9 protein-coding genes are annotated in these 24,011 nt (G+C 71.0%); 6 read left to right on the top strand and 3 right to left on the bottom strand.

Translation table 11 applies throughout. From position 1 onward, the window contains the following. Positions 1-8 precede the first annotated feature (8 nt). The 3 genes from ACIBW6_RS19820 to ACIBW6_RS19810 form a co-directional block, all read right to left on the bottom strand. Positions 9-1,640, bottom strand: a complete 1,632-nt coding sequence (locus ACIBW6_RS19820; RefSeq protein WP_399061240.1) for a cation acetate symporter — start codon at positions 1,638-1,640, stop codon at positions 9-11. Beyond that, positions 1,637-2,023 (bottom strand): DUF485 domain-containing protein, encoded by a 387-nt coding sequence (locus tag ACIBW6_RS19815; RefSeq protein WP_399061238.1) that lies wholly within the window; start codon positions 2,021-2,023, stop codon positions 1,637-1,639. The genes ACIBW6_RS19820 and ACIBW6_RS19815 overlap by 4 nt, the downstream gene beginning before the upstream one ends. A 116-nt stretch (positions 2,024-2,139) precedes the next feature. Then, positions 2,140-3,708, bottom strand: coding sequence for an MDR family MFS transporter (locus tag ACIBW6_RS19810; RefSeq protein ID WP_399061236.1), 1,569 nt, complete (start codon positions 3,706-3,708; stop codon positions 2,140-2,142). A gap of 291 nt (positions 3,709-3,999) precedes the next feature. Between ACIBW6_RS19810 and ACIBW6_RS19805 the strand changes: the two genes are divergently transcribed. The 6 genes from ACIBW6_RS19805 to ACIBW6_RS19780 all read left to right on the top strand — a co-directional run bounded on the left by ACIBW6_RS19805 (position 4,000) and on the right by ACIBW6_RS19780 (position 24,005). Further along, positions 4,000-4,788 carry an ABC transporter ATP-binding protein gene (locus ACIBW6_RS19805; protein WP_399061234.1) on the top strand — a complete coding sequence of 263 codons (789 nt, stop codon included), beginning with the start codon at positions 4,000-4,002 and terminating at the stop codon, positions 4,786-4,788. Further along, positions 4,785-7,367, top strand: a complete 2,583-nt coding sequence (locus ACIBW6_RS19800) for an ABC transporter permease (protein ID WP_399061232.1) — start codon at positions 4,785-4,787, stop codon at positions 7,365-7,367. The genes ACIBW6_RS19805 and ACIBW6_RS19800 overlap by 4 nt, the downstream gene beginning before the upstream one ends. Before the next feature lie 467 nt (positions 7,368-7,834). Continuing rightward, the gene (gene mfd / locus ACIBW6_RS19795) at positions 7,835-11,368 is read left to right on the top strand and encodes a transcription-repair coupling factor (RefSeq protein WP_399061230.1); all 3,534 of its coding nucleotides are present in this window, start codon (positions 7,835-7,837) and stop codon (positions 11,366-11,368) included. A gap of 167 nt (positions 11,369-11,535) precedes the next feature. Next, the gene (locus ACIBW6_RS19790; protein WP_399061525.1) at positions 11,536-12,225 is read left to right on the top strand and encodes an HNH endonuclease family protein; all 690 of its coding nucleotides are present in this window, start codon (positions 11,536-11,538) and stop codon (positions 12,223-12,225) included. 348 nt (positions 12,226-12,573) lie between these two features. After that, entirely contained in the window at positions 12,574-23,499 is a 10,926-nt protein-coding gene (locus ACIBW6_RS19785; RefSeq protein ID WP_399061228.1) for a LamG-like jellyroll fold domain-containing protein, read from the top strand. Then, a complete protein-coding gene (locus tag ACIBW6_RS19780; RefSeq protein WP_399061226.1) occupies positions 23,496-24,005 on the top strand; it encodes a hypothetical protein in 510 nt (169 codons plus the stop codon). The genes ACIBW6_RS19785 and ACIBW6_RS19780 overlap by 4 nt, the downstream gene beginning before the upstream one ends. Positions 24,006-24,011 lie beyond the last annotated feature (6 nt).

Below are 24,011 nucleotides of genomic sequence, written 5' to 3'. Positions count from 1 at the left end.
GCCCCGGGTCACCGGCCGCGCGCCCCGGGCAGGTCGCCGGGCTCCTGGCGGACGGCCCCCGCCAGGATCCACTCCTCCACCGCCTCGTACTGGCGGCGCTGTTCGGCGGCCCGGTGGGACGGGGTCAGGACCGTGCCGAGCCAGCCGAGGAGGAAGCCGATGGGGACGGAGACCAGGCCGGTCGTGGTGAAGGGGAACCAGTTGAAGTCGCGGTCGGGGAAGGCCGCGCCGGGCGACCCCGAGACCAGGTTGGTCCCCGTCATCAGGACCAGGCACGCCGCCGTGCCGCCCAGCAGCGTCGCCAACAGGCCCGCGCGGGTGAACCGGCGCCAGAAGAGGCTGTAGACCAGGGCGGGGGCCAGCGCCGAGGCGCCCAGGCAGAAGGAGAGCGTGACCAGCGGCTGGAGGTTGCGGTGCTGGACCAGGGTGGCCAGCAGGATCGCGGGGGCGCCGACGGCGAGCGCCGCGATCCGTACGGTCCGCAGCTCGGCGCGGGCGGTCGGCTCCCGCCTGCGGTACGCGAACACGTCGTGGGCCAGCGAGTTGGCGCAGGCCAGGATCATGCCGGCGACCGACGCGAGCAGCGTGAGGAACAGCGCGGTGGTGACCGTGGTGAAGAGCAGCGACTCGGCCGTGGACGCCGTCGGACCGAACGCCGCCCGGGCACCCAGCAGGTACGCCGTGTTGCCCTGGGCGTGCGCCGCGGTGATCTCCCGGCGGCCGAGCAGGGCCGTCGCACCGATCGCGACGACCGAGATGATCAGGGCGAAGGCGCCCACGGACGCCACGGCCCAGGACATCGAGCGGCGCACCTGACGGGCGTTGCGGGCGGTGTACATGCGCATGGTGACGTGCGGCAGGCAGGCCGCGCCGAGGACCACCGTCAGCTGCGAACTGATCATGTCCAGGCGGGGGCTGGGGCCGCCCGCGAACTCCAGGCCGGGGCTGAGGTAGGCGCGGCCCGCGCCGCTCTGCCGCGCCGCCGTCGCGAGCAGCGCCCCGGGGTCCCAGTGGAAGCGGTGCAGGATCAGGGCGGTCACCACGGCGCCCGAGCCGAGCAGCATCACCATCTTCACGATCTGGATGACGGCGGTGCCCTTCATGCCGCCGATCGCCGCGTAGCTGATCATGAGGGCGCCGAGCGCGACGACGCAGCCGGTCTTGAACCCCTCGTTGGTGAACCCGAGGAGGAACGCCAGCAGGTCACCCGCGCCGGCGAGTTGTACGAGCATCAGCGGGGTCAGCGCGACGAGGGTGGTGGCGCAGGCGGCGATCCGCACCGACCGGCCGGGCATCCGGCGGGCCAGCGCGTCCCCCATCGTGAAGCGGCCCGCGTTGCGCAGCGGTTCGGCGAGCAGGAACATCAGCAGCATCAGGCTGAGCGCGGTGCTCAGGGCCAGGACCACGCCGTCGTACCCCATCAGGGCGATGACGCCGCCGGTGGCGAGCACGGTCGCCGCCGAGATGTAGTCGCCCGCGACGGCAAGCCCGTTGCCCAGCGGGGTCAGCTGCCCGAAGCCGGTGTAGAACTCCTCCAGGTCGTCGCGGTCGGGTCCGGTCATGACGCAGAGCAGCAGCGTGACCGTGGCGGCCGCGGTGAACGCCACCAGTGACATCGACTCCGCGGTCGGGCCGGTCATCGCCCGCCGCCCGCCGGGCGCCGGCCCCGGCGCCGCAGCCGGTGGGCGAGCGGGTCGACGCGGCGGCGCGCCGTGTACTCGTAGAGCAGCAACGCCACGCAGCTGACCGGGAGTTGGCACAGCCCGATGAGCATGCCCGTGGAGAGGCCGCCGCTGGCCGAGCGGTTCATCACGGCGGGGGCGAACGCCGAGAGCAGCAGGAAGAGCGTGAAGTAGCCGAGCGCGGTGAGGGTGGCGACGCGGCGCTGGCGGCGGTAGGCGGTGCGCAGCAGGACCAGTTCGCGGCTCGGTCCGCCCGGCGGCGGCAGATCGGGGTGGCGGGGCAAGCGGTGGGGCCGGGAGCGGTGCGCCGGTGAGCGGTGGGCGTGGGCGGGGTGCGGCATCCCGTTCTCCTTGCGCGCTTCGGGTCCGCCGGGGACGGGCGGACCGCAGGGAGTGCGTGGGGAGCCGGAACGTTACTCGGAGGTAGTGGAGTCGGGCGAGGGTTTGCGCGAACCGGTCAGTCGGTGTGCCGCGGACGGTCGGGCCCCTGAGGCGTGTGGTGCTGCGGAGGGCGTTGTGCCGGGGGTGACGGCGGGCCGCCGCTCTCCTGCGGCTCGGCGTCCAGGACCGGGAAGCGGCGCGGCGCGAGCAGCAGCAGGACGAGGAGGGCGAGCCCGGCCGCGCAGGCAGCTCCCGTGTAGACGGAGTCGACGGCCGCGTCGATCGCCCGGCGCACCCCGTCCGCGCCGGGGTCGCGGGCCACCGAGTCGAGGTCGGTGCCACGGCCGAGACGGTCCGAGATGACCCCGTTGGCGACCGCGCCGAAGACGGCCGCGCCGACCGTCTGCCCGATCTGCCGGTAGAAGAGGATCGAGGCGGTCGCGGTGCCGCGCTCGGCCCAGCCGACCGTCGACTGCACGCCGATGATCAGCGGCAGCTGGAACAGGCCGAGGGCAGCGCCGAGCAGCAGACTCAGCAGCGTCGGCTGCCAGACCGCCCCGGGGAAGGGCAGCAGCGGGAACGCGACGAGGAGCCCGAGCGCCGCCGTCATGCCGAGCGCGGCCGTGGAGCGGAAGCCGATCCTGCGGTACACGTGCTGGCTCAGGGCCGCCGACACCGGCCAGCTCAGCGTCATCACGGAGAGCACGAACCCGGCCGCCGTGGGCGAGAGGCCGAGGACCGACTGCGCGTACGTGGGCAGGAACGTGGTCGGGGCCACCATCAGCAGGCCCATCGCGCCGAGCGCGAGGTTGACCGCGGCGATCGTGCGCCGCCGCCACACCCAGCCCGGCAGGATCGGCTCCGCCGCGCGGCGCTCCACGGCCACGACGACGCCGATGAGCACGGCCCCCGTGCACAGCAGCGCCACCGAGGCGGGGGAGGACCACGCCCAGGCCACGCCGCCCTGCACCAGCCAGGTCAGCAGGACGCCGCCGGCCGCGAACACGGCGAGCGCGCCCGCCCAGTCGACGCGCGGGCGCGGCCCGCGCTCCCGCGGGGGTTCGTGCAGGTGGCGCACGACGAGGAGGAGCGCGACGGCGCCGACCGGCACGTTGATCAGGAAGATCCAGCGCCAGCCGGCGTAGGAGGCGAGGAGGCCGCCGAGCGCCGGGCCGAGCACGGACGAGGTGGCCCACACCGTCGACAACTTCGCCTGGATCCGCGGGCGTTCCTTCAGCGGGTACAGGTCGGCGGCGAGGGTCTGCACCGTGCCCTGGATGGCGCCGCCGCCGAGCCCCTGCACCACGCGGAACGCGATCAGCGCGCCCATGTTCCACGCGCAGGCGCACAGCACCGAGCCGGCCAGGAAGAGCACGCTGCCCGCGAGCAGCACGGGCTTGCGCCCGAGGGTGTCCGAGAGCCGGCCGTAGACGGGCAGGGTGACCGTGACCGCGAGCAGGTACCCGGAGAACAGCCAGGAGAAGACGGAGAACCCGCCGAGTTCGCCGACGATCTGCGGCACCGCGGTGGAGACGATGGTGGAGTCCAGCGCGGCCAGCGCCATGGACAGCATCAGGGCGGCGACGACGGCACCGCGCCGCCGGTCACCGGGCCCGCCGGCGGCCGTGGAGTTCTTCCGCTGCATCCGTTTCCCCCTGCATCCATCTCCGGCCAGGAGCTTAGAAGGGTGGAGTCGACCCTGAGTAGGGCCGCACCCCGGGGTGGAGCTCCCCTAGGGGGTTCTCCGTACAACGGACGGGGGACGGTTCGTCCCGCTGGAGGAGGAGCGGTGCGGGGGTTCTTCCTACCGTCGAGGGGTGGGGTTTTCCCCCGGGAAAGACGGTGACTTCCACCAGCGCGCCCGGGGCCCCGCGTCACCAGACTTGAGCGTGCCGCGGACCACTGCGGATCCGCGTAACCGACATAGGAGAAAACCGTGACGACGGCTGTGAGCATTCCCAGGCACGGGGGCACTGGAGAACGGACGGCCGTTGCCGCGCGAGCGCGGCAGGTCGTGAAGGCGTACGGGTCGGGGGAGACCCGGGTCGTCGCGCTCGACCAGGTCGACGTGGACATCGAGCGGGGCCGGTTCACCGCGATCATGGGCCCCTCGGGCTCCGGCAAGTCGACGCTGATGCACTGCCTGGCCGGCCTCGACACCGTGACCTCCGGCCAGATCTTCCTCGACGACACCGAGATCACCGGGCTCAAGGACAAGCGGCTCACGCAGCTGCGCCGGGACCGGATCGGCTTCATCTTCCAGTCCTTCAACCTGCTGCCCACCCTGAACGCCCTGGAGAACATCACGCTCCCCATGGACATCGCGGGCCGCAGGCCGGACCGCGCCTGGCTCCAGCAGGTCGTGGAGACCGTCGGGCTCGCCGGGCGCCTCAAGCACCGGCCCACCCAGCTCTCCGGCGGCCAGCAGCAGCGCGTCGCCGTGGCCCGCGCGCTGGCCGCCCGGCCCGAGATCATCTTCGGCGACGAGCCCACCGGCAACCTGGACTCGCGGGCCGGCTCCGAGGTCCTCGGCTTCCTGCGCCGCTCGGTGGACGAGCTCGGCCAGACCATCGTCATGGTCACGCACGACCCGGTCGCCGCCTCCTACGCCGACCGCGTGCTGTACCTGGCCGACGGCCGCATCGTCGACGAGATGCACCGTCCGACGGCCGAGGCGGTCCTGGACCGGATGAAGGACTTCGACGCCCGGGGGCGTACGTCATGAGCGCCAACACCGTGCTGAAGACCTCGCTGCGCAACTTCGTCGCGCACAAGGGCCGCATGGCCCTGTCCGCCGTCGCCGTACTCCTGTCGGTGGCGTTCGTCTGCGGGACGCTCGTGTTCACGGACACGATGGACAAGACCTTCGACAAGATCTTCATGGCGACCTCCGCCGACGTCACCGTCAGCCCGAAGGACGCCGGGTCCGAGGGCTCCGCCACCGGCCGCCCCGAGTCGCTGCCCGCCTCCGCGGTCGCCGCCGCCTCGAAGATCGACGGGGTCAAGTCGGCCGAGGGCGCGGTCAGTTCGATGAACGTGACCGTCGTCGACGCCCAGAACAAGAACATGGGCTCCGAGACCGGCGCGCCCACCATCGCGGGCAACTGGACCCGCAACGACCTGCGCTCCATGGAGATCACCGCGGGCCACGTCCCGCGCGGGCCGACCGAGACGATGATCGACTCGGACACCGCGGACAAGCACCACCTGAAGCTCGGCGACGAGCTGCGCACGATCACCGCCACCGGCTCCATCAAGGCGAAGATCGTCGGTGTCGCCGCCTTCAAGGTCACCAACCCCGGCGCGGCCGTCGTCTACTTCGACACCGCCACCTCCCAGCGCGAACTCATCGGCGCGACCGGCCGGTTCACCGCCGTCAACCTCACCGCCGAGCCCGGCGTCAGCAACACGCGACTCAAGGCCGAGGTCGCAGCGGCCCTCGACGGCCCGTACAAGATCCAGACGCAGAAGGAGGCCGCGGACGCCAACGCCTCCGACGTCTCCTCCTTCATGGACGTCATCAAGTACGCGCTGCTCGGCTTCGCCGGGATCGCCTTCCTCGTCGGCATCTTCCTGATCATCAACACGTTCTCGATGCTCGTCGCGCAGCGGACCCGGGAGATCGGCCTGATGCGGGCCATCGGCTCCTCGCGCAAGCAGGTCAACCGGTCCGTCCTCGTCGAGGCGCTGCTCCTCGGCGTCGTCGGCTCCGTCGTCGGGGTCGGCGCGGGTGTCGGGCTCGCCGTCGGCCTGATGAAGCTGATGTCGGCCGCGGGCATGGACCTGTCCACGGACGACCTGACCGTCAAGTGGACGACGCCCGCGATCGGCCTGCTGCTCGGCATCGTCGTCACCGTCCTCGCCGCCTACCTGCCCGCGCGCCGGGCCGGCAAGGTCTCCCCGATGGCCGCCCTGCGCGACGCGGGCACCCCCGCCGACGTCAAGGCCGGGGCCGTGCGCGCCGCCCTCGGCCTCGTCCTCACCGGCGGCGGCGGCTTCGCCCTCTACCTCGCCACGCAGGCCGACAAGGCGAGCCAGGGCTCCCTGTGGCTCGGCGCCGGCATCGTCGCCTCGCTCATCGGCTTCGTCGTCGTCGGCCCGCTCCTGGCCGGGCTCGTGGTCCGCGTCATCAGCGCCGTCCTGCTCCGCTTCTTCGGCCCGGTCGGGCGGATGGCCGAGCGCAACGCGCTGCGCAACCCGCGCCGCACCGGCGCCACCGGCGCCGCCCTGATGATCGGCCTCGCCCTCGTCGCCTGCCTCTCGGTCGTCGGCTCCTCGATGGTCGCCTCGGCCACCGACCAGCTCGACAAGTCCGTCGGCGCCGACTTCATCGTCGAGCCCAGCAACGGCGGCATCACACCGCAGGCCGCCGCCGCTCTGAAGAAGCTCACGGCCGCCGGGGACGTCGCCCGCGTCACCGAGGTCAAGTACGTCGAGGTGACGCTCACCACCCCGGCCGGCAAGAAGGAGAAGCAGGAACTCGTCGCCGCCAGCCCGTCCTACGCCCAGGACCTGCGGCGCGAGGCCACCTCCGGCGAGCTGGCGGCGGCGTACGGGCGCGACGCGATGTCGGTCGGCTCCGGCTTCGCCGAGAAGAACCACGTCAAGGTCGGCTCCACGATGACCGTCGCCTTCGACCACGGCCGCACCACGAAGCTCAGGGTCGCCGCGGTCACCTCCGACGACACCGTCTTCGACAAGGGCGCGATGTACACCAACATCGCCACCGCCACGCGGTACCTGCCCGCGGACCGGGTGCCGCTGAACGGGATGATGTTCGCCAAGGCCGCCGACGGCAGGGCCGACCAGGCGTACGCGGCCCTGAAGAAGTCCGTCGCCGCCGACCCGACCGTCAAGGTCAAGGACCAGACCGACTACAAGGAGACCCTCAAGGACCAGATCGGCCAGCTCCTGAACATGATCTACGGCCTGCTGGCCCTCGCGATCATCGTGGCGGTCCTGGGCGTGGTCAACACGCTGGCCCTCTCGGTCGTCGAGCGGACCCGCGAGATCGGCCTGATGCGCGCCATCGGCCTCTCCCGCCGCCAGCTGCGCCGCATGATCCGGCTGGAGTCGGTGGTCATCGCCCTCTTCGGCGCGCTGCTGGGCCTCGGGCTCGGCATGGGCTGGGGCGCCACCGCCCAGAAGCTGCTGGCCCTGGAGGGCCTCGGCGTCCTGGACATCCCGTGGCCGACGATCATCGCGGTCTTCGTGGGCTCGGCCTTCGTGGGGTTGTTCGCGGCGCTGGTCCCGGCGTTTCGGGCGGGGCGGATGAACGTGCTGAACGCGATCGCGACGGATTAGCTCCGCCGGTCGAGCGGAAGACCCCGGGGTCGGGTGGCCCCGGGGTCTTCCGTGCCTGCGCCGCCGCCCGCGGGCCCGGTGGGGGCTGGTCGCGCAGTTCCCCGCGCCCCTGAAAGGCGCACTCCGTGCGCCCCCGTCGTCGCCTGCCGGTCGGTGGGGCTTCTCGCGCCGTTCCCCGCGCCCCTGAGAGGCGCACCTCGTGCGGCCTCTCATCGGGGCGCCCATGGGGCTGCGGCGAAGCCGCATGCTCCAGGGGCGCGGGGAACTGCGCGACCAGCCACGACGGCGGTGCACGTGATCGGCGGGGCAGGGGCGCCCGGGGGACGGCTCCGGGGCAGCCGGGTGCCGCCGTCCCTCGATCGGGCGGCAGCCCCCCGCGCGACGTACCCTGGAACCCCCGGCCCGTTCGACGTGTCGGGCCTCTCGCGTTGCCTCGGACCCCGGACGGGAAAGGCCAAGCCCCACCCATGAGCCTGTACGGACTGCTCGACGCCGTCGTCAAGGACGCGGCCCTCACCGAAGCGGTGAAGGCCGCCGGCGACGGCAACCGCATGCACATCGACCTCGTGGGCCCGCCCGCGTCCCGCCCCTTCACCGTGGCCGCCCTCGCCCGCGAGACCCGGCGGACCGTGCTCGCCGTCACCGCCACCGGCCGCGAGGCCGAGGACCTGGCCGCCGCGCTGCGCTCGCTGCTTCCCGAGGACGAGGTCGTGGAGTTCCCCTCGTGGGAGACGCTGCCGCACGAGCGCCTCTCCCCGCGCTCGGACACCGTGGGCCGCCGTCTCGCCGTGCTGCGCCGCCTCGCGCACCCCCGCGCCGACGACCCCGAGACCGGCCCGGTCTCCGTCGTCGTCGCCCCCGTCCGCTCGGTGCTCCAGCCGCAGGTCAAGGGGCTCGGCGACCTGGAGCCGGTGGCCCTGCGCAGCGGGCAGGCCGCCGACCTCGGCGCGACCGTCGAGGCGCTCGCCGCGGCCGCGTACGCCCGGGTCGAACTGGTCGAGAAGCGCGGCGAGTTCGCGGTGCGCGGCGGCATCCTCGACGTCTTCCCGCCGACCGAGGAACACCCGCTGCGCGTCGAGTTCTGGGGCGACGACGTCGAGGAGATCCGCTACTTCAAGGTCGCCGACCAGCGTTCCCTGGAGATCGCCGAGCACGGCTTGTGGGCGCCGCCCTGCCGCGAGCTGCTGCTCACCGACGACGTACGGGCCCGGGCCGCCGACCTCGCGGCCCAGCACCCGGAGCTGGGCGAGCTGCTCGGCAAGATCGCCGAGGGCATCGCCGTCGAGGGGATGGAGTCCCTCGCGCCCGTCCTCGTCGACGACATGGAGCTGCTGCTCGACGTGTTGCCCGAGGGCGCGATGGCCGTGGTCTGCGACCCCGAGCGGGTGCGCACCCGCGCCGCCGACCTCGTCGCCACCTCGCAGGAGTTCCTCCAGGCGTCCTGGGCCGCGTCCGCGACCGGCGGCGAGGCCCCCATCGACGTCGGCGCGGCCTCGCTGTGGGGCATCGCGGACGTCCGGGACCGGGCCCGCGAGCTGGGCATGATGTGGTGGTCGGTGTCGCCGTTCGCCGCCGACGCCGCGGGCTCGGACGCCGACACCCTCCAGCTCGGCATGCACGCCCCCGACACCTACCGCGGCGACACCGCCAAGGCCCTCGCCGACACCAAGGGCTGGCTCGCCGACGGCTGGCGCACGGTCTACGTCACCGAGGGCCACGGCCCCGCCGCCCGCACCGTCGAGGTGCTCGGCGGCGAGGGCATCGCCGCCCGCCTCGACAAGGACCTCGGCGCGCTGGCCCCCGCCGTCGTGCAGGTCTCCTGCGGCTGCCTCGAAGTCGGCTTCGTCCACCCCGGGTTGAAGCTCGCGGTCCTCACCGAGACCGACCTGACCGGGCAGCGCGCCGCCGGCAAGGACGGCCAGCGGATGCCCGCGCGGCGCCGCAAGACCATCGACCCGCTCACCCTCGAGTCCGGCGACCACATCGTGCACGAGCAGCACGGCGTCGGCCGCTACGTGGAGATGGTGCAGCGCACCGTGCAGGGCGCGACCCGCGAGTACCTCGTCGTCGAGTACGCCCCCGCCAAGCGCGGCCAGCCCGGCGACCGGCTCTACATCCCCACCGACCAGCTGGAGCAGATCACCAAGTACGTCGGCGGCGAGGCCCCCACCCTGCACCGCCTGGGCGGCGCCGACTGGACCAAGACGAAGGCGCGCGCCAAGAAGGCCGTCAAGGAGATCGCCGCCGACCTGATCAAGCTCTACAGCGCCCGGATGGCCGCCCCCGGCCACGCCTTCGGCGCGGACACGCCCTGGCAGCGGGAGCTGGAGGACGCGTTCCCGTACATCGAGACGCCCGACCAGCTGACCACGATCGCCGAGGTCAAGGAGGACATGGAGAAGACGGTCCCGATGGACCGGCTGATCTGCGGCGACGTCGGCTACGGCAAGACGGAGATCGCGGTGCGCGCCGCGTTCAAGGCGGTCCAGGACGGCAAGCAGGTCGCGGTCCTCGTCCCCACGACGCTCCTCGTGCAGCAGCACTTCGGCACCTTCTCCGAGCGGTACGCCCAGTTCCCGGTCAGCGTGAAGGCGCTCAGCCGTTTCCAGACGGAGACCGAGTCGAAGGCGACGCTCGAAGGGCTGCGGGAGGGCTCGGTCGACCTCGTCATCGGCACGCACCGCCTCTTCTCCTCCGAGACCAAGTTCAAGGACCTGGGCCTGGTCATCGTCGACGAGGAACAGCGGTTCGGCGTCGAGCACAAGGAGCAGCTGAAGAAGCTCCGCGCCAACGTCGACGTGCTGACCATGTCCGCGACCCCCATCCCCCGTACGCTGGAGATGGCGGTCACCGGCATCCGCGAGATGTCGACGATCACCACCCCGCCCGAGGAGCGCCACCCGGTCCTCACCTTCGTCGGCCCGTACGAGGAGAAGCAGATCGGCGCGGCCGTCCGCCGCGAGCTGCTGCGCGAGGGCCAGGTCTTCTACATCCACAACCGCGTCGAGTCCATCGACCGCGCGGCGGCCCGGCTGCGCGCCGTCGTCCCCGAGGCCCGGATCGCGACGGCCCACGGCCAGATGTCCGAACAGGCGCTTGAGCAGGTCGTGGTCGACTTCTGGGAGAAGAAGTTCGACGTCCTCGTCTCGACGACGATCGTCGAGTCCGGCATCGACATCTCGAACGCCAACACGCTCATCGTCGAGCGCGGCGACAACTTCGGCCTCTCCCAGCTACACCAGCTGCGCGGCCGCGTCGGCCGCGGCCGCGAGCGCGGCTACGCCTACTTCCTCTACCCGCCGGAGAAGCCGCTCACGGAGACCGCGCACGAGCGCCTCGCGACCATCGCCCAGCACACGGAGATGGGCGCGGGCATGTACGTGGCGATGAAGGACCTGGAGATCCGCGGCGCGGGCAACCTGCTCGGCGGCGAGCAGTCGGGCCACATCGCGGGCGTCGGCTTCGACCTGTACGTCCGTATGGTCGGCGAGGCCGTGGCCGACTACCGTGCCTCGCTGGAAGGCGGCGTGGAGGAGGAGCCGCCGCTGGAGGTCAAGATCGAGCTGCCCGTCGACGCGCACGTCCCGCACGACTACGCGCCCGGCGAGCGGCTCCGCCTCCAGGCCTACCGGGCCATCGCCTCGGCGAACACGGAGGAGGACGTCAAGCAGGTCCGCGAGGAGCTGACCGACCGCTACGGCAAGCTCCCCGAGCCCGTCGAGAACCTTCTGATGGTCGCGGGCCTGCGGATGCTCGCGCGGGCGTGCGGCGTCGGCGAGATCGTGCTCCAGGGCGCCAACATCCGCTTCGCGCCCGTCGAGTTGCGCGAGTCGCAGGAACTGCGCCTCAAGCGGCTCTACCCCGGCACGGTGATCAAGGCGGCCTCGCACCAGGTCCTCGTCCCGCGCCCGAAGACGGCGAAGGTGGGCGGCAAGCCGTTGCTGGGACGGGAGTTGCTGGCCTGGGTGGGCGAGTTCCTCACCTCGATCCTGGGGTCGTAGCGGCACGGCCCGCCCGCGCGGCGTCGCCCGGCCCGTCGGGGGTATGCGTCTTTCCGGGCCGGGCGGCGCGCGTTCGTGCCCGGATACGGTGAGCCGGATCGGACACGAACGACAGGGGAGGTAGTGCCGTGCTGCGAGGCGCTGGGCGGGGGGCGGCCGCCGTGCTGATGGCCGCCGTCGCCGTCACCGGGTGCAAGGCCGAGATCGACCGGGCCGGCGAGGCCGGGCCCGGGCCGCAGGGGCAGGGCAAGGCGGGCAGCGCGCTCGCCGCCGTCGACGAGCTGACGGTCAAGGGCCGCGCGCCCAAGACGGGGTACGCGCGGGAACGATTCGGCACGGCGTGGGCCGACACCGACTCCAACAGCTGCGACACCCGCGACGACATCCTCAAGCGGGACCTGGAGTCCGTGCGCTACTCCGGCGGGAAGTGCAAGGTCGTCTCCGGCCGGCTCGACCCCGACCCCTACGGCGGCAAGGACATCACCTTCACCCGCGGCCGCAGCAAGGTCGACATCGACCACCTCGTCGCCCTCTCCGACGCCTGGCAGAAGGGCGCCTTCCAGTGGCAGCCGGGCAAGCGCATCGCCTTCGCCAACGACCCGCTGAACCTCCTCGCCGTCGACGCGACCCCCAACCGCAGCAAGGGCGACGGCGACACGGCCACCTGGCTGCCGCCCAACAAGGACTTCCGCTGCACGTACGTCGCCGGACAGGTCGCCGTGAAGAAGAAGTACGGGGTATGGGTCACCGCCGCCGAACAAGCCGCGATGAAGAAGGTCCTGGGCGGCTGCCCGGACCAGAAACTGCCCACGGGCGGCAGCCCCACCGAGGCGCCGTCCCGGTTCCACGCCCGCTGAGCCGGTCACGCCGGACGCTCGTCAAATGATGTACACAAGGCGTCAGTTGTGTGATCAATCTGCAAAGGTATGGACAAGCGGGAATCGGGAGAGTGGAGCAAAACGGCCCACTTGCTCAAGTAGTGGTCAACGACGGTCCAACATCACCTTTCCTGCCTAGGGTTTAGCGCAGACGTTCGGGCACGATCATGCGGCTCCTCGTGAGCTGTGCGCTTTCTGTCCGTCGCCTGTGCCGTGCCTCCACGGCCTGCGGCATTCCTGATGCTGGAGACCCCTGCCGTGCGTGCCAGGCCGTTCCGCCCTGCCCGATCGCTCCGACGTGCCCGCACGGTCCGGCGGCGCCTCGCCGTGCTGCTGCTGACCGCGCTCGCCCTGATGTTCTGCACCCAGCAGGCCATGGCCGACGGTGCCGAACTCGGCGCCGTCCGCCTGCCGTCGATGGCGTCGATGGCCTCCTGGTTCAAGGATCCGCACTGGGGAAGCCTGCCGCACCAGCAGTCCGGTACCGCCGCCGGCCACCGCCACCAGGTCTCCGCCGCCGCCACCGACGCCCACCGGGGCGCGGGCCACGCCCGCGGCAAGGGCCACGGTGAGCTGGGCGCCTACCACGCGCACGCCACCGAGGTGAAGAAGGGCCGCAGCCGCACCGCCGCGGGCCGCTTCGACGCCAAGTCCAGCAAGCGCAACGCGGGCAAGTCCTCGCGCGACGTGACCGTCTTCGACAACGCCGACGGCTCGCAGACCCGCCGGATGTCCCCAGTGCCCGTCAACTACCAGGTCGGCAAGGGCAAATGGGCCCCCATCGACGTGGACATCCGGGCCGGCCCCGACGGCCGCTGGCACGAGAAGGCCAACTCCCTCGACGTCGACTTCGCGCACACGTCCGACTCCGACGCACTCGTCTCCTTCGCCAAGGACAGCGACCACGTCCTGGCCTACGGCCTCGACGGCGCCGCCGCCGTCACCGGCAAACCCGCCGAGGACGCCTCGTCCGTCACCTACCCGGGCGTCCTCGACGACACCGACCTCCAGGTCGCCGCCACCGCCACCGGCGTCAAGGAGGCCATCGTCCTCAGGTCCGCCCACGCGGACCACCACTGGACCTTCCCCCTCGACCTCAAGGGCCTCGCGCCCGTCCAGCGCCACGACGGGTCCATCGACCTGCGCGACGCCACCGGAGAGACCGTCGAGCGCATCCCGCACGCGTACGCCTACGACGCGAAGGTCGATCCGCGCTCCGGAGACCCGGCCACCACGTACGACGTCACCTACGACCTGAAGAGGACGCGGGACGGCTACGCGCTCGGCGTCACCCTCGACGCCGACTGGCTGCACAGCCCGGCCCGCCGCTTCCCGGTCACCGTCGACCCCACCGTCGTCGACGGCTGGACCACGACCTACGCCGAGTCCGGCTACGACCAGGACCACTCCTACGAGCAGACCGTCAAGGTCGGCACCTACGACGGCGGTACCCACGTCGCCGCGTCGTACATCAACCACTGGGACACCGCCTGGGACGGCTCCGGCGCCACCGTCACCTCCGCCAAGCTGCACCTGTTCGACACCTGGGCGGCGTCCTGCACCGCCAAGCCGTTCAACGTCGCCCTCGTCACCAAGGCCTGGTCACCGGAGTCCGTCACCACCTACCCCGGCCCCGCCTACGGCGCCTCGATCGGCAGCGCCACCCCCAGCGTCCCGCACGCCTGCGCCAACAGCGCCGCCGACCGGACCGTGGGCGACGACGTGACCGTGACCCTGTCCACCTCGGCGATCCAGGGCTGGTTCAACGGCACCACCGCCGACCACGGCCTCGCCCTGTACGCGTCCGGCACGGACAACACCCAGTGGAAGCAGTTCGGCTCGTTCAACGACCCGGGCAAGGGCCCGTACATCGACGTCACCTACACGGGCAACACCGCGCCCCAGGTGTACGAGCAGTTCCCCGCGGACAACGCCGTCGTCGGGACCACCACCCCCGAGCTGACCGCCTGGTCGGGCGCCGCCAACTCCCAGGGCAGCTCCACCACCCTGAAGTACCTCTTCCAGGTCTTCGACGCCCAGAACACCAAGGTCGCCGACTCCGGGCTGCTCACCGCGGGCGACTGGACGGTCCCGGCCGGAAAACTGAAGTGGGGCGGCAACTACTACTGGACGGTGCAGAGCTACGACGCGGGCCTGTACTCCACGGCCACCCCGTACTCCCTGTCCGTGCAGGTCCCGCAGCCCGTCATCACCTCCGGCCTCTCCCAGAACTCCAGCGACCACGGCTTCGACGCGTCCATCGGCAACTACACGACGTCCGACACCGACGCCTCCATATCCACCGTGGGCCCCTCCCTCGACGTCGAGCGGGACTACAACTCCCGTGACCCGCGCTGGTCCGGCGCGTTCGGCGCCGGCTGGTCCTCGATCTTCGACGCCCGCGCCACCGAGCAGTACTCCGCCACCGGCGCCGTCGTCGGCGCCAACGTCACCTACCCGGACGGCTCCCAGGTCGGCTACGGCAAGAACGGCGACGGCACCTTCGCCGCCGGCTCCGGCCGCTTCGCCACCTTCAAGTCCGTCACCGGCGGTTACACGCTGACCGACAAGGACGACACCCTCTACACCTTCACCCAGTCCCTCGGCTCCGGCGGCTACGGCATCACCTCCGTCGCCGACGCCAACGGCCGCAAGGTGACCTTCACCTGGACCTCCGGGCACGTCTCCAAGATGGCCTCGGCCGTCTCCGGGCGCTCCCTCGGCCTGACCTGGAACACGCCGTCGGGCGCGAGCGCCGCGCACGTGGCGACCGTCGTCACCGACCCGGTGACCGCGGGCGACGCGAGCTCCGCGCAGACCTGGACGTACGGCTACACCGGCGACCAGCTCACCACCGTCTGCTCACCGCGCTCGGCCACCCAGTGCACGACGTACGGCTACACGTCGGGTTCGCAGTACCGCAACGCCGCCCTCGACCTCGACCCGCACGGCCTGTGGCCCCTCGCTGACGCCTCCGGCACCAGGGCCAAGGACGCCGTCCTCGCCAACGAGGGCACCAACGACGCCACGTACGAGAACGTGACGCTGGGTGCGGCCGGGCCCTTCGCCGGGACGAAGGCGGCCACCTTCAACGGCACCACCTCCGACGTCGCCCTGCCGAACAACACCGGCAACGACACCGACTCCGGGGCGCTGTCGCTCTGGTTCAAGACGTCCGCCAAGAACGGCGTGCTGTACTCCTACGCCTCGCAGCCCATCTCCTCGGGCCAGGCCGCGGGCTTCTACACCCCGTCCGTGTACGTCGGCGCGGACGGCAAGCTGAACGCCGAGTTCTGGTACAGCGGCGGCATCAACCCGATCCAGTCCGCGGCCTCCGTCGCCGACGGCAAGTGGCACCACGTCGTCCTGTCGGCGGCCGGCAACTCCCAGACGCTCTTCCTGGACAACGCCAAGGTCGGCTCCCGCTCGGGCACCGTCTCCATCAAGTCGGCGACCGCGTTCGGCAAGAACCAGGTCTTCAACTACCTCGGCACCGGCTTCATCGGCGGCGACTGGCCCGACGAGTCCCACGCCGACGCCTCCGATCCCACCGGCAAGCCGCTGTACTTCAACGGCCAGATCGCCGACGCCGCGTTCTACAACAAGCCGCTCGTCGCCGCCGACGTCAACTCCCTGTACACGTACGGCAACCACCCGGCCTCGCTGCTCACCTCGGTCAAGCGCCCCTCCGGCAAGACGTTCGCCGCGATGACCTACGACCCCGACACGGCGGCCCTGACCCAGCTCACCGACGAGAACGGGGGCGTGTGGAAGCCGCAAACGCCCACCGTCACGGGCTCCAGCCAGACCTACCGCGGCGCCGTCCTCGGCCAGGCGCCCTCGCAGTACTACCGTCTCGGCGAGGCGGCCGGGGCGAGCGCGGCCGTCGACGAGGTGCGCGGCGGCGACGGCACCTACGCGGGTGTCACCCTCGGCGCCGCGGGCCCCTTCACCGACGCCAGGGCGGCGACGTTCAACGGGACCAGTTCCGCGCTGACCGTCCCCTCGGGAGCGGTGCCCGGTTCGGGCGCCGAGTCCGTCGGCATGTGGTTCAAGACGTCCACCAAGAACGGCGGCGTGCTGCTCGGCACGGCCAAGTCCGCGCTGAGCGCGGGCACCACGGCCACCGCCTACACCCCGGTGCTGTACGTCGGCTCCAGCGGCAAACTCCACGGCGAGCTGTACTTCTCCGGCGGCTCCACCAAGCCGCTGGTCTCCGCGGCCTCCGTCGCCGACGGCAAGTGGCACCACGTCGTCCTCGCCACCTCCGCGACCAGCCAGTCCCTCTACCTGGACGGCCAGAGCGTCGGCACGCAGACCGGCACCGCGGCGATGAGCGGGCAGAGCTACGTCACGGTCGGCGCCGGCTTCAACGGCGGCAACTGGCCCGACGAGCCGCACACCTCCACCACCGCCAGCACCGGCTACGCCAGCTACTTCAACGGCTCACTCGCCGACGTGTCCTTCCACCGCTCGCAGCTGGCCGCATCCGACGTGAGCGCCCTGTGGGAGGCGTCGAAGAACTCCACGGGCCTACTGCCGGTGGAGACGGTGAAGGTCACCACGCCGACCGCGTCGACGATGACGTACACCTACGACGTCGAGAACGGCAACCGGGCGCTCACCGAGACCGACGGCCTCGGCAACCGGACCAGCTTCGGCTACGACACGGCCGGGTTCGAGCACACCGTGACCGACCCGAACGGCGTCCAGACGGTCACCGGCCACGACGTGCGCGGCAACATCGTGTCGTCCACGACCTGCCAGGACCAGAGCGCCGGGAAGTGCTCGTCCGAGTACTACACGTACTACCCGGACGACACGACCGCGCAGCTGACCACCGCCGACCCGCGCAACGACCAGGTGCTCACCGAGCGCGACGGCCGCTCCGCGTCGGCCACCGACGACACCTACCTGACCCAGTACGCGTACGACACCGCGGGCAACCAGACCACCGTCACCGGCCCCGCCGTGGCGGGCTTCCCCGACGGGCGCGCCACGAAGACGGTCTACGCGGACGGCACCAGCGCCTTCCCGGCGGCCGACAGCGGCAACGTCCCGGCGGGCCTGCCGGTGAGGACCGTCAGCCCCGGCGGCGCGGTCAACTCCGTGGCGTACTTCAAGAACGGCGACGTCGCCTCCACCACGGACGCCGTCGGCCTCGTCACCACGTTCACCTACGACGGGCTCGGCCAGGTCCTCAGCCAGAAGGTCGTCTCCGACACCTACCCGGACGGCCTGACGACCAGCTACCGGTACGACCTGGAGGGCCAGGTCACCGAGGAGCACGACCCGCAGCTCACCGACCGGGTCACCGGCGCCACCCACGCCGCCGTCACCACCTCCGTCTACGACGAGGACGGCAACGTCACCTCGCAGTCGGTGGCCGACGCCAGCGGCGGCGACCGCACCCGCACCGAGACGCAGACCTACGACGCGTACGACCACCTGCTGACCGAGACCGACGCCAACGGCGCCGAGGGCGCGGCGAACGGCAACACCACCACGTACACCTACGACACCTCCGGCAACAAGACCAAGGAGGTGACGTCGGCGGGCAACGAGACCCGGTACGCCTACGACGACAACGGCGACCTGCTCACGCAGACGCTGATGTCCACCGGCGACCCGGTCAGCCCGACCGCGCCCACCGCCCTGGTCGAGTCCTCGCGCGCCTACGACCCGTCCGGGCGCCTCGCGTCGGTGACGGACGCCATGGGCAACAAGACGGCGTACACGTACACCGACGACGGTCTGACCGCGTCGGTCAAGCGGACCAGCGCGGACACCAAGTCCTCGTACGTCCTGGAGTCCGACTCCTACGACGCGGCCGGCAACCTCCTGTCGCAGACCACGGAGAACGGCGAGACCGTCGAGAAGTACAAGGTCGACGCGGCGTCCCGGACCACCGAGACGGCGCTCGACCCGACCGGCGTCAACCGCGTCACCACCGTCGCGTACACCCCGGACGACCAGGTCGCCACGGAGAACGACCACGACTCCTCGGGCTGGGACCGCACCACCACGACCGCCTACGACGCCATGGGCAACGTGCTCAGCGAGACGCTGTACGGCGACGCCTCCGGTCACCCGGCGGGCTGGTGGAAGCTGAACCAGACCTCCGGCACCCATGTCACGGACTCCTCCGGCACCGGCAACTCGGCCGTCGCGGGTCCCGGCGTGACCTGGACCGACGACGCGGCGAAGTTCGACGGCACGACCACCGGCACCGGCTCGGTCGTCGCCACGAACAGCCCGGTCCTGGACACGACCGCGTCGTACACGGTCTCCGCGTGGGTCAGGCTCACCGACACCTCCACGTACCGCACGTTCGTCTCGCAGGGCGGTGACAACCGCTCGTCCTTCTACCTCCAGTACTCCCCGGACGAGAAGACCTACCGCTTCCACGCGGCGAGCGAGGACCTCGCCTCCCCGTCCGCGTTCTACGACGCGGTGGACGCGAGCCCGCCTGCCTTGAACACCTGGACGCACCTGGTCGGCGTCTTCGACTCCGCCAACGGCTCGATGAAGCTGTACGTCGACGGCAAGCTCGCCGGCTCCGGCACCAATGCCAAGCCGTGGACCGGGCAGGGACCGCTGACCGTGGGCGGCGCCAAGCGCACCGACGGCACCGTCTCCAACGTCGTCGCCGGTTCGGTGGCGAACGCGCAGACCTACCAGCGGGCGCTGACCGCCGGCGACGTGACGTCCCTGTACGGCAAGGGCCGCACGGGCGGCACCGTCGGCTCCTCCGACGAGCAGAAGACGACGTACACGTACGACAAGCGCGGCCTGCCGACCTCCGAGACGGACGCCGAGCACCACACGACGACGTACGCCTACGACGAGGCGGGCAACCTCGCGGTGACCACCGCGCCCGCCGTGCAGGCGGAGCCGGACGGGGTGCAGGCGAGCGGCGCGAGCGTGCGGCCGGTGACCACCTCCGGGTTCAACACCTTCGGCGAGGCCGTCGAGGAGCAGGACCCGAACGGGCTGACCACCTCCACCGCCTACGACGCGGACGGACAGAAGGTCTCCGAGACGCTGCCGCCGTACACGCCCACCGGCGCCCCCGCGGCGCTGCCGGGCACCACGGTGTGGACCTACGACAGCGAAGGCAACCAGAAGTCGGTCACCACACCCGGCGGACGCACCACGTCGTACCTGTACGACCAGCTGGGCGACCTGTCGCAGATCACCACCCCGGACGGCAAGAAGACGCACGCCACCTACGACACGGCGGGCGACCAGCTCTCCGCGTCCGACGGCCTGGGCGCGCAGACGCAGGCGACCTACGACTACCTGGGTCGCCGGCTGACCTCCACGACGCTGGAGCGCTTCCCGTCCACGCGCACGCTCACCACGACGAACTCCTACGACGTGAGCACCGGCAACCCCTACGGCGCGCACCTGGCGTCGACGAGGTCGCCGGGCGGTGTGAGCACGTCCTACGGCTACGACCGGGCCGGTGACGTCACGTCGGTGACCGACGGCGCGGGCAACACCACCCGTTACACGTACGACTACATGGGCAACCAGCAGAAGACGACGCTGCCCGACGGCACGTGGAGCGAGGTCGACTACAACGCCGACGCCGATCCCGTGGACACCTACCAGTACGACGCGAACAACGCCCTGCTGTCGCACACGAGCAACCAGTTCGACGGCGTCGGCAACCTGACGGCCGCCACGGACGCCAACGGGCACACCACCCGCTGGACCTACGACGCCGCGGGCACCATCACCCAGCAGGTCGAGCCGGTCGACGCCACGACGTCGATCACCACGTCGTTCGGGTACGACGCGGCGGGCAACAAGACCCGCTTCACGGACGGCCGCGGCAACTCCTGGCGCTACGGCTACACCCCGTGGGGCCAGCAGCAGTCGGTGGTCGAGCCGACCACGGCGCGCTACACGTCCGCGGCCGACTCCACGACCGGGTTCGTCTACGACGCCGACGGCCGGATGACGAAGGCGACGCTGCCCGGCGGCACCACCACGTCGATGACGTACGACGACATGGGCCAGCTGACGGACATGTCGGGCCAGGGAGCCGACGCGGCGACCGCCACCCGGCACTTCGGCTACGACGCCGACGGCCGCGTGCTCTCCGCCGACACGGACGAGGCCGGCATCGCCGGGGCCCTCGACCACCAGGCGGCCACGCACGAGACGTTCAGCTACGACGACCGCAGCGACCTGCTGACGGCGGGCGGCAGCGCGGGCGCCTCCTCGTTCACGTACAACGACGACGGCGCCCCGCTGACCCGCACCGACGCGGCCGGCACCACGTCGTACGGCTACGACACGGCGGGCCGCCTCGCGACCATGGACGACCCGGCCACCGGCCAGCGGCTGACGTACTCGTACGGGCAGCTGAACGAGGTCAAGTCGGTGAAGTACGGGACGAGCGGCCAGACCCGCTCCTTCACGTACAACAGCGACCACGAACTCACCGGCGACTCCCTGACCCAGGGCACCACGCACCTCGCGGACCTCACCTACGGCTACGACAAGAACGGCAACCTGACGTCGAAGAAGACGACAGGGGTCACGGGCGCGTCGGCGAACACGTACACCTACGACTGGTCCGACCGGATCTCGTCATGGAACGACGGCACGAAGACCACGGCGTACAAGTACGACGCCTCCGGCAACCGCGTGCAGGTCGGCGCGGACGTCTACACCTACGACGCCCGTGACGAGCTGACCAGCGACGGCAAGACGTCGTACACGTACTCGGCGCGCGGCACGCTCACCTCGGAGACGGGCTCGGCCGGCAACGCCGCTTTCGAGACGGACGCCTTCGGCGGCCAGATCGTGGCGGGCACCCAGTCCTACACGCAGGACGCCATGGGCCGGAACATCACGGACACCGACTCCTCGGACGCGGCCAACCCTCGGACCTTCAAGTATTCCGGCGCGGACAACACGATCGCCTCGGACGGCGACAGCACGTACACCTACGACGCGGGCGGCGGTCTCGTCGGCGTCAAGGACGCGGCGGGCGGGGCGTTCGCCCTGACCGACCAGCACAACGACGTGGTCGGCACGTTCACGGCGGGGGCGACGGCGCTGGCGGGCTCGGCGACCTACGACCCGCTCGGCAAGGTCACCGCGAGCACGCCGATGACGGGCCACCTGGGCTTCCAGTCCGGGTGGACGGAGCCGGGCACGCCGACGGGCACCGGCCAGGACGGCAACGTGGGCACCGCCTCACGCTGGTACGACCCGGGCACGGGCACCTTCCTGAACAAGGACAGCATCGCGCTGGGCGCGGTCCCCGACTCGGTGGCGGCCAACCCGTTCGCCTACGTCGACGACAACCCGCTCGCGGCCACCGACGAGTCGGGCAACTGCTCCTGGTACGACGTGGTGTGCGGCGCGAAGAAGGCCGTGCACAAGGCGAAGAAGGTCGTGCACCACGTGGTGCACAAGGTCTACCACGCGGCCAAGAAGGTGGCCCGCAAGATCGTCCACACCGTGAAGCACGTGGCCCACAAGGTCGTGCACAAGGTGCGTGACGTGTACCGCTCGACGGTGCGGGTCGTGCGGCGCGTCTACCACTACACCGTCAGACATGTGAAACGGGCGTACCACCGGGTGGTCCACGCGGTGAAGTCCGCGTACCACAAGGCCAAGAAGACCGTGCACCGCGTGGTGAAGGCCGCGAAGAAGGTCGCCCACAAGGTCGCGCACACGGTCAAGAAGGCCGCCCACGCGGTCGCCCACGCGGCGCGGACCGCGTACCACGCCACGGTCAAGGCCGTGAAGTCCACGGCGAAGTTCGTCAAGAACCACGCGGCGGCGATCACCTCGTTCGTGGTCTCCACGGCGGTGTTCGCGGGCTGCGAGGCGCTGACGGCGGGCGTCGGCTCGATCGGCTGCGCGGCGGTCGCCGGCGCGGCGGGCTCCCTGGTGGAACAGGGCTTCTCCTGCGCGGAGCAGGGCGGGGCCGCGTGCAGCGCGGGCGCGTTCGCGGGTGCGGCGGTCACGGGCGCCGTGGCCGGCGCCCTGGGCGGCGCCCTCGGCCAGCTCGGCGGCAAACTCCTGGCGAAGGCCGCGCCCAAGGCGATGAAGGTCGTGGGCGGGCTCTTCGGGAAGGGAGCGGAGGGGGCCGAGGAGGCGGCGGCCACGGATGCCACGGACGCGGCTGCGGCCCGGGCGGCGGACGACGGGGCGGGCTCGCGGGCCCAGTCGGAGTCGGGCCCGTCCTGCAAACTGCCGCACAGCTTCACGGGCGCGACGCCGGTCCTGATGGCGAACGGCACGACGAAGCGCATCGACCAGGTCAAGGTCGGTGACGTCGTGGCGAACTCGGTGCCCGGTGTGTCGGGCACGGAGGCGCACAAGGTCACCCGCGTCATCGTCACCAAGACGGACCACGACTTCGTGGACGTGGCGGTGAAGGCGACCGGCAAGGGCAAGAAGGCCGCGGCGGCCGTGAAGTCGCTGCTGCACAAGGCGGGCCGCAAGGCGGCGGTGGGGGTCGCCTCGGTGGCGGCGCTGGGCGCGATGGCCGCACCGGCGACGGCGACATCGGGGCACCACGCGCCGACCGGGGCTCCGGCCCACCTGACGACGACCTTCCACCACCCCTTCTACGACGAGACCCAGTCGGCGTTCGTCGAGGCGAAGGACCTGAAGCCGGACGACGTCCTCCAGACGCCGACCGGCACGGCGCGGGTCGCGAGCGTCCGCCTGTTCCACGCGAACACGGTCACGTACGACCTCACGGTCGGGAGCCTGCACACGTATTACGTGGTGGCGGGGGATGCGTCGCCGGTTCTGGTTCACAATGACAGCTGTCCTGTTTTGCAGGGCCGGTACCCGATCACAGAAGGTCAGAAGAACGCCAACATCGGGTTCCGGTATCAGGAACATGCGACGGGGCTGGACGAGGAGCAGTGGTTCCAGCACAACGGTGGCCTGACAAAGGTTGACGGCGGCCCAGGACCCGATGGGTACCTTGTCGAGGCCAAATGGACGGGCAACGACCATCCGAACGCCTGGGGCAAGAGCAGATACAATCCGTCACACAGCCGTACCGTGTTCGATGAGGGCAAGACAGTTGATCAGGCGCGGCGACTGCTCGATTTGAATGCGGATCTGGGTGGAAGTGGTGTTCGTTACGCCGTTTCGAACCCGGGCGGTGCTGCATTTTATCGGGCAGTCCTTCGAGAACATTTTCCGGAGGAAATGGAAAATGGCACGTTGAGTGTCTTCCATGTGTCTGCAGTGGGGATGAAATGACGCGAGAGATTGACCTCAGTCCACTACGCGAGCTCGTCGGCCAGGCTGTGCGCTTCGAGAGTCCCTGGAGCGGCAAGCAGGTTTCACGAATTCTTGTCGAAGCTGGTTGGGAGCCGACCGGAGCGGTCTCCATGCCTTATGCCAAACGATTGGTACGAGCAGGGTTTTTCCTGGGCATTGAGACCGAGGCGGATGAGACGGTTCTCGGTGTAACGCTGCGGCAGTGGTCTACGGGGCCGCAATCCGACGCAGTGGTAGCCGATGAGTACAAGACCGCGATCCAGGAGTGCAGGGAACTCGGTGCTCGGCTGATCGCCGCGCTCGGACGAGATTTCGAGATTGAATTGGGCGGCGTGGCTCTTGACAGCGACGAGTACTTCTTCATCCATTGTGATGGCTGGAACATCGGAAATATTCACCTGGTTCTCGGAGTGGAGCACGTAGACCCCGATGACACCCCTGTGGAGATTTCCCTCTATCTACTGGAAAGAGTTGCCGATGGCTGATTCCGG

The sequence above is a fragment of the Streptomyces sp. NPDC049813 genome (genome assembly GCF_044465085.1).
Classification (GTDB): Bacteria; Actinomycetota; Actinomycetes; order Streptomycetales; family Streptomycetaceae; genus Streptomyces.
Note: the sequence above shows the minus strand (reverse complement) of the source record. Positions and strands in the feature narration are given on the sequence as shown.

Bases quoted from the DNA above. Each gene is read 5' to 3' on its own strand.
- ACIBW6_RS19815 (WP_399061238.1), bottom strand. From the start codon at position 2,023: ATGCCGCACCCCGCCCACGCCCACCGCTCACCGGCGCACCGCTCCCGG.
- ACIBW6_RS19810 (WP_399061236.1), bottom strand. From the start codon at position 3,708: ATGCAGCGGAAGAACTCCACGGCCGCCGGCGGGCCCGGTGACCGGCGG.
- ACIBW6_RS19790 (WP_399061525.1), top strand. From the start codon at position 11,536: ATGGCCGCCGTCGCCGTCACCGGGTGCAAGGCCGAGATCGACCGGGCC.
- ACIBW6_RS19780 (WP_399061226.1), top strand. From the start codon at position 23,496: ATGACGCGAGAGATTGACCTCAGTCCACTACGCGAGCTCGTCGGCCAG.
- ACIBW6_RS19820 (WP_399061240.1), bottom strand. From the start codon at position 1,640: ATGACCGGCCCGACCGCGGAGTCGATGTCACTGGTGGCGTTCACCGCG.
- mfd (WP_399061230.1), top strand. From the start codon at position 7,835: ATGAGCCTGTACGGACTGCTCGACGCCGTCGTCAAGGACGCGGCCCTC.
- ACIBW6_RS19800 (WP_399061232.1), top strand. From the start codon at position 4,785: ATGAGCGCCAACACCGTGCTGAAGACCTCGCTGCGCAACTTCGTCGCG.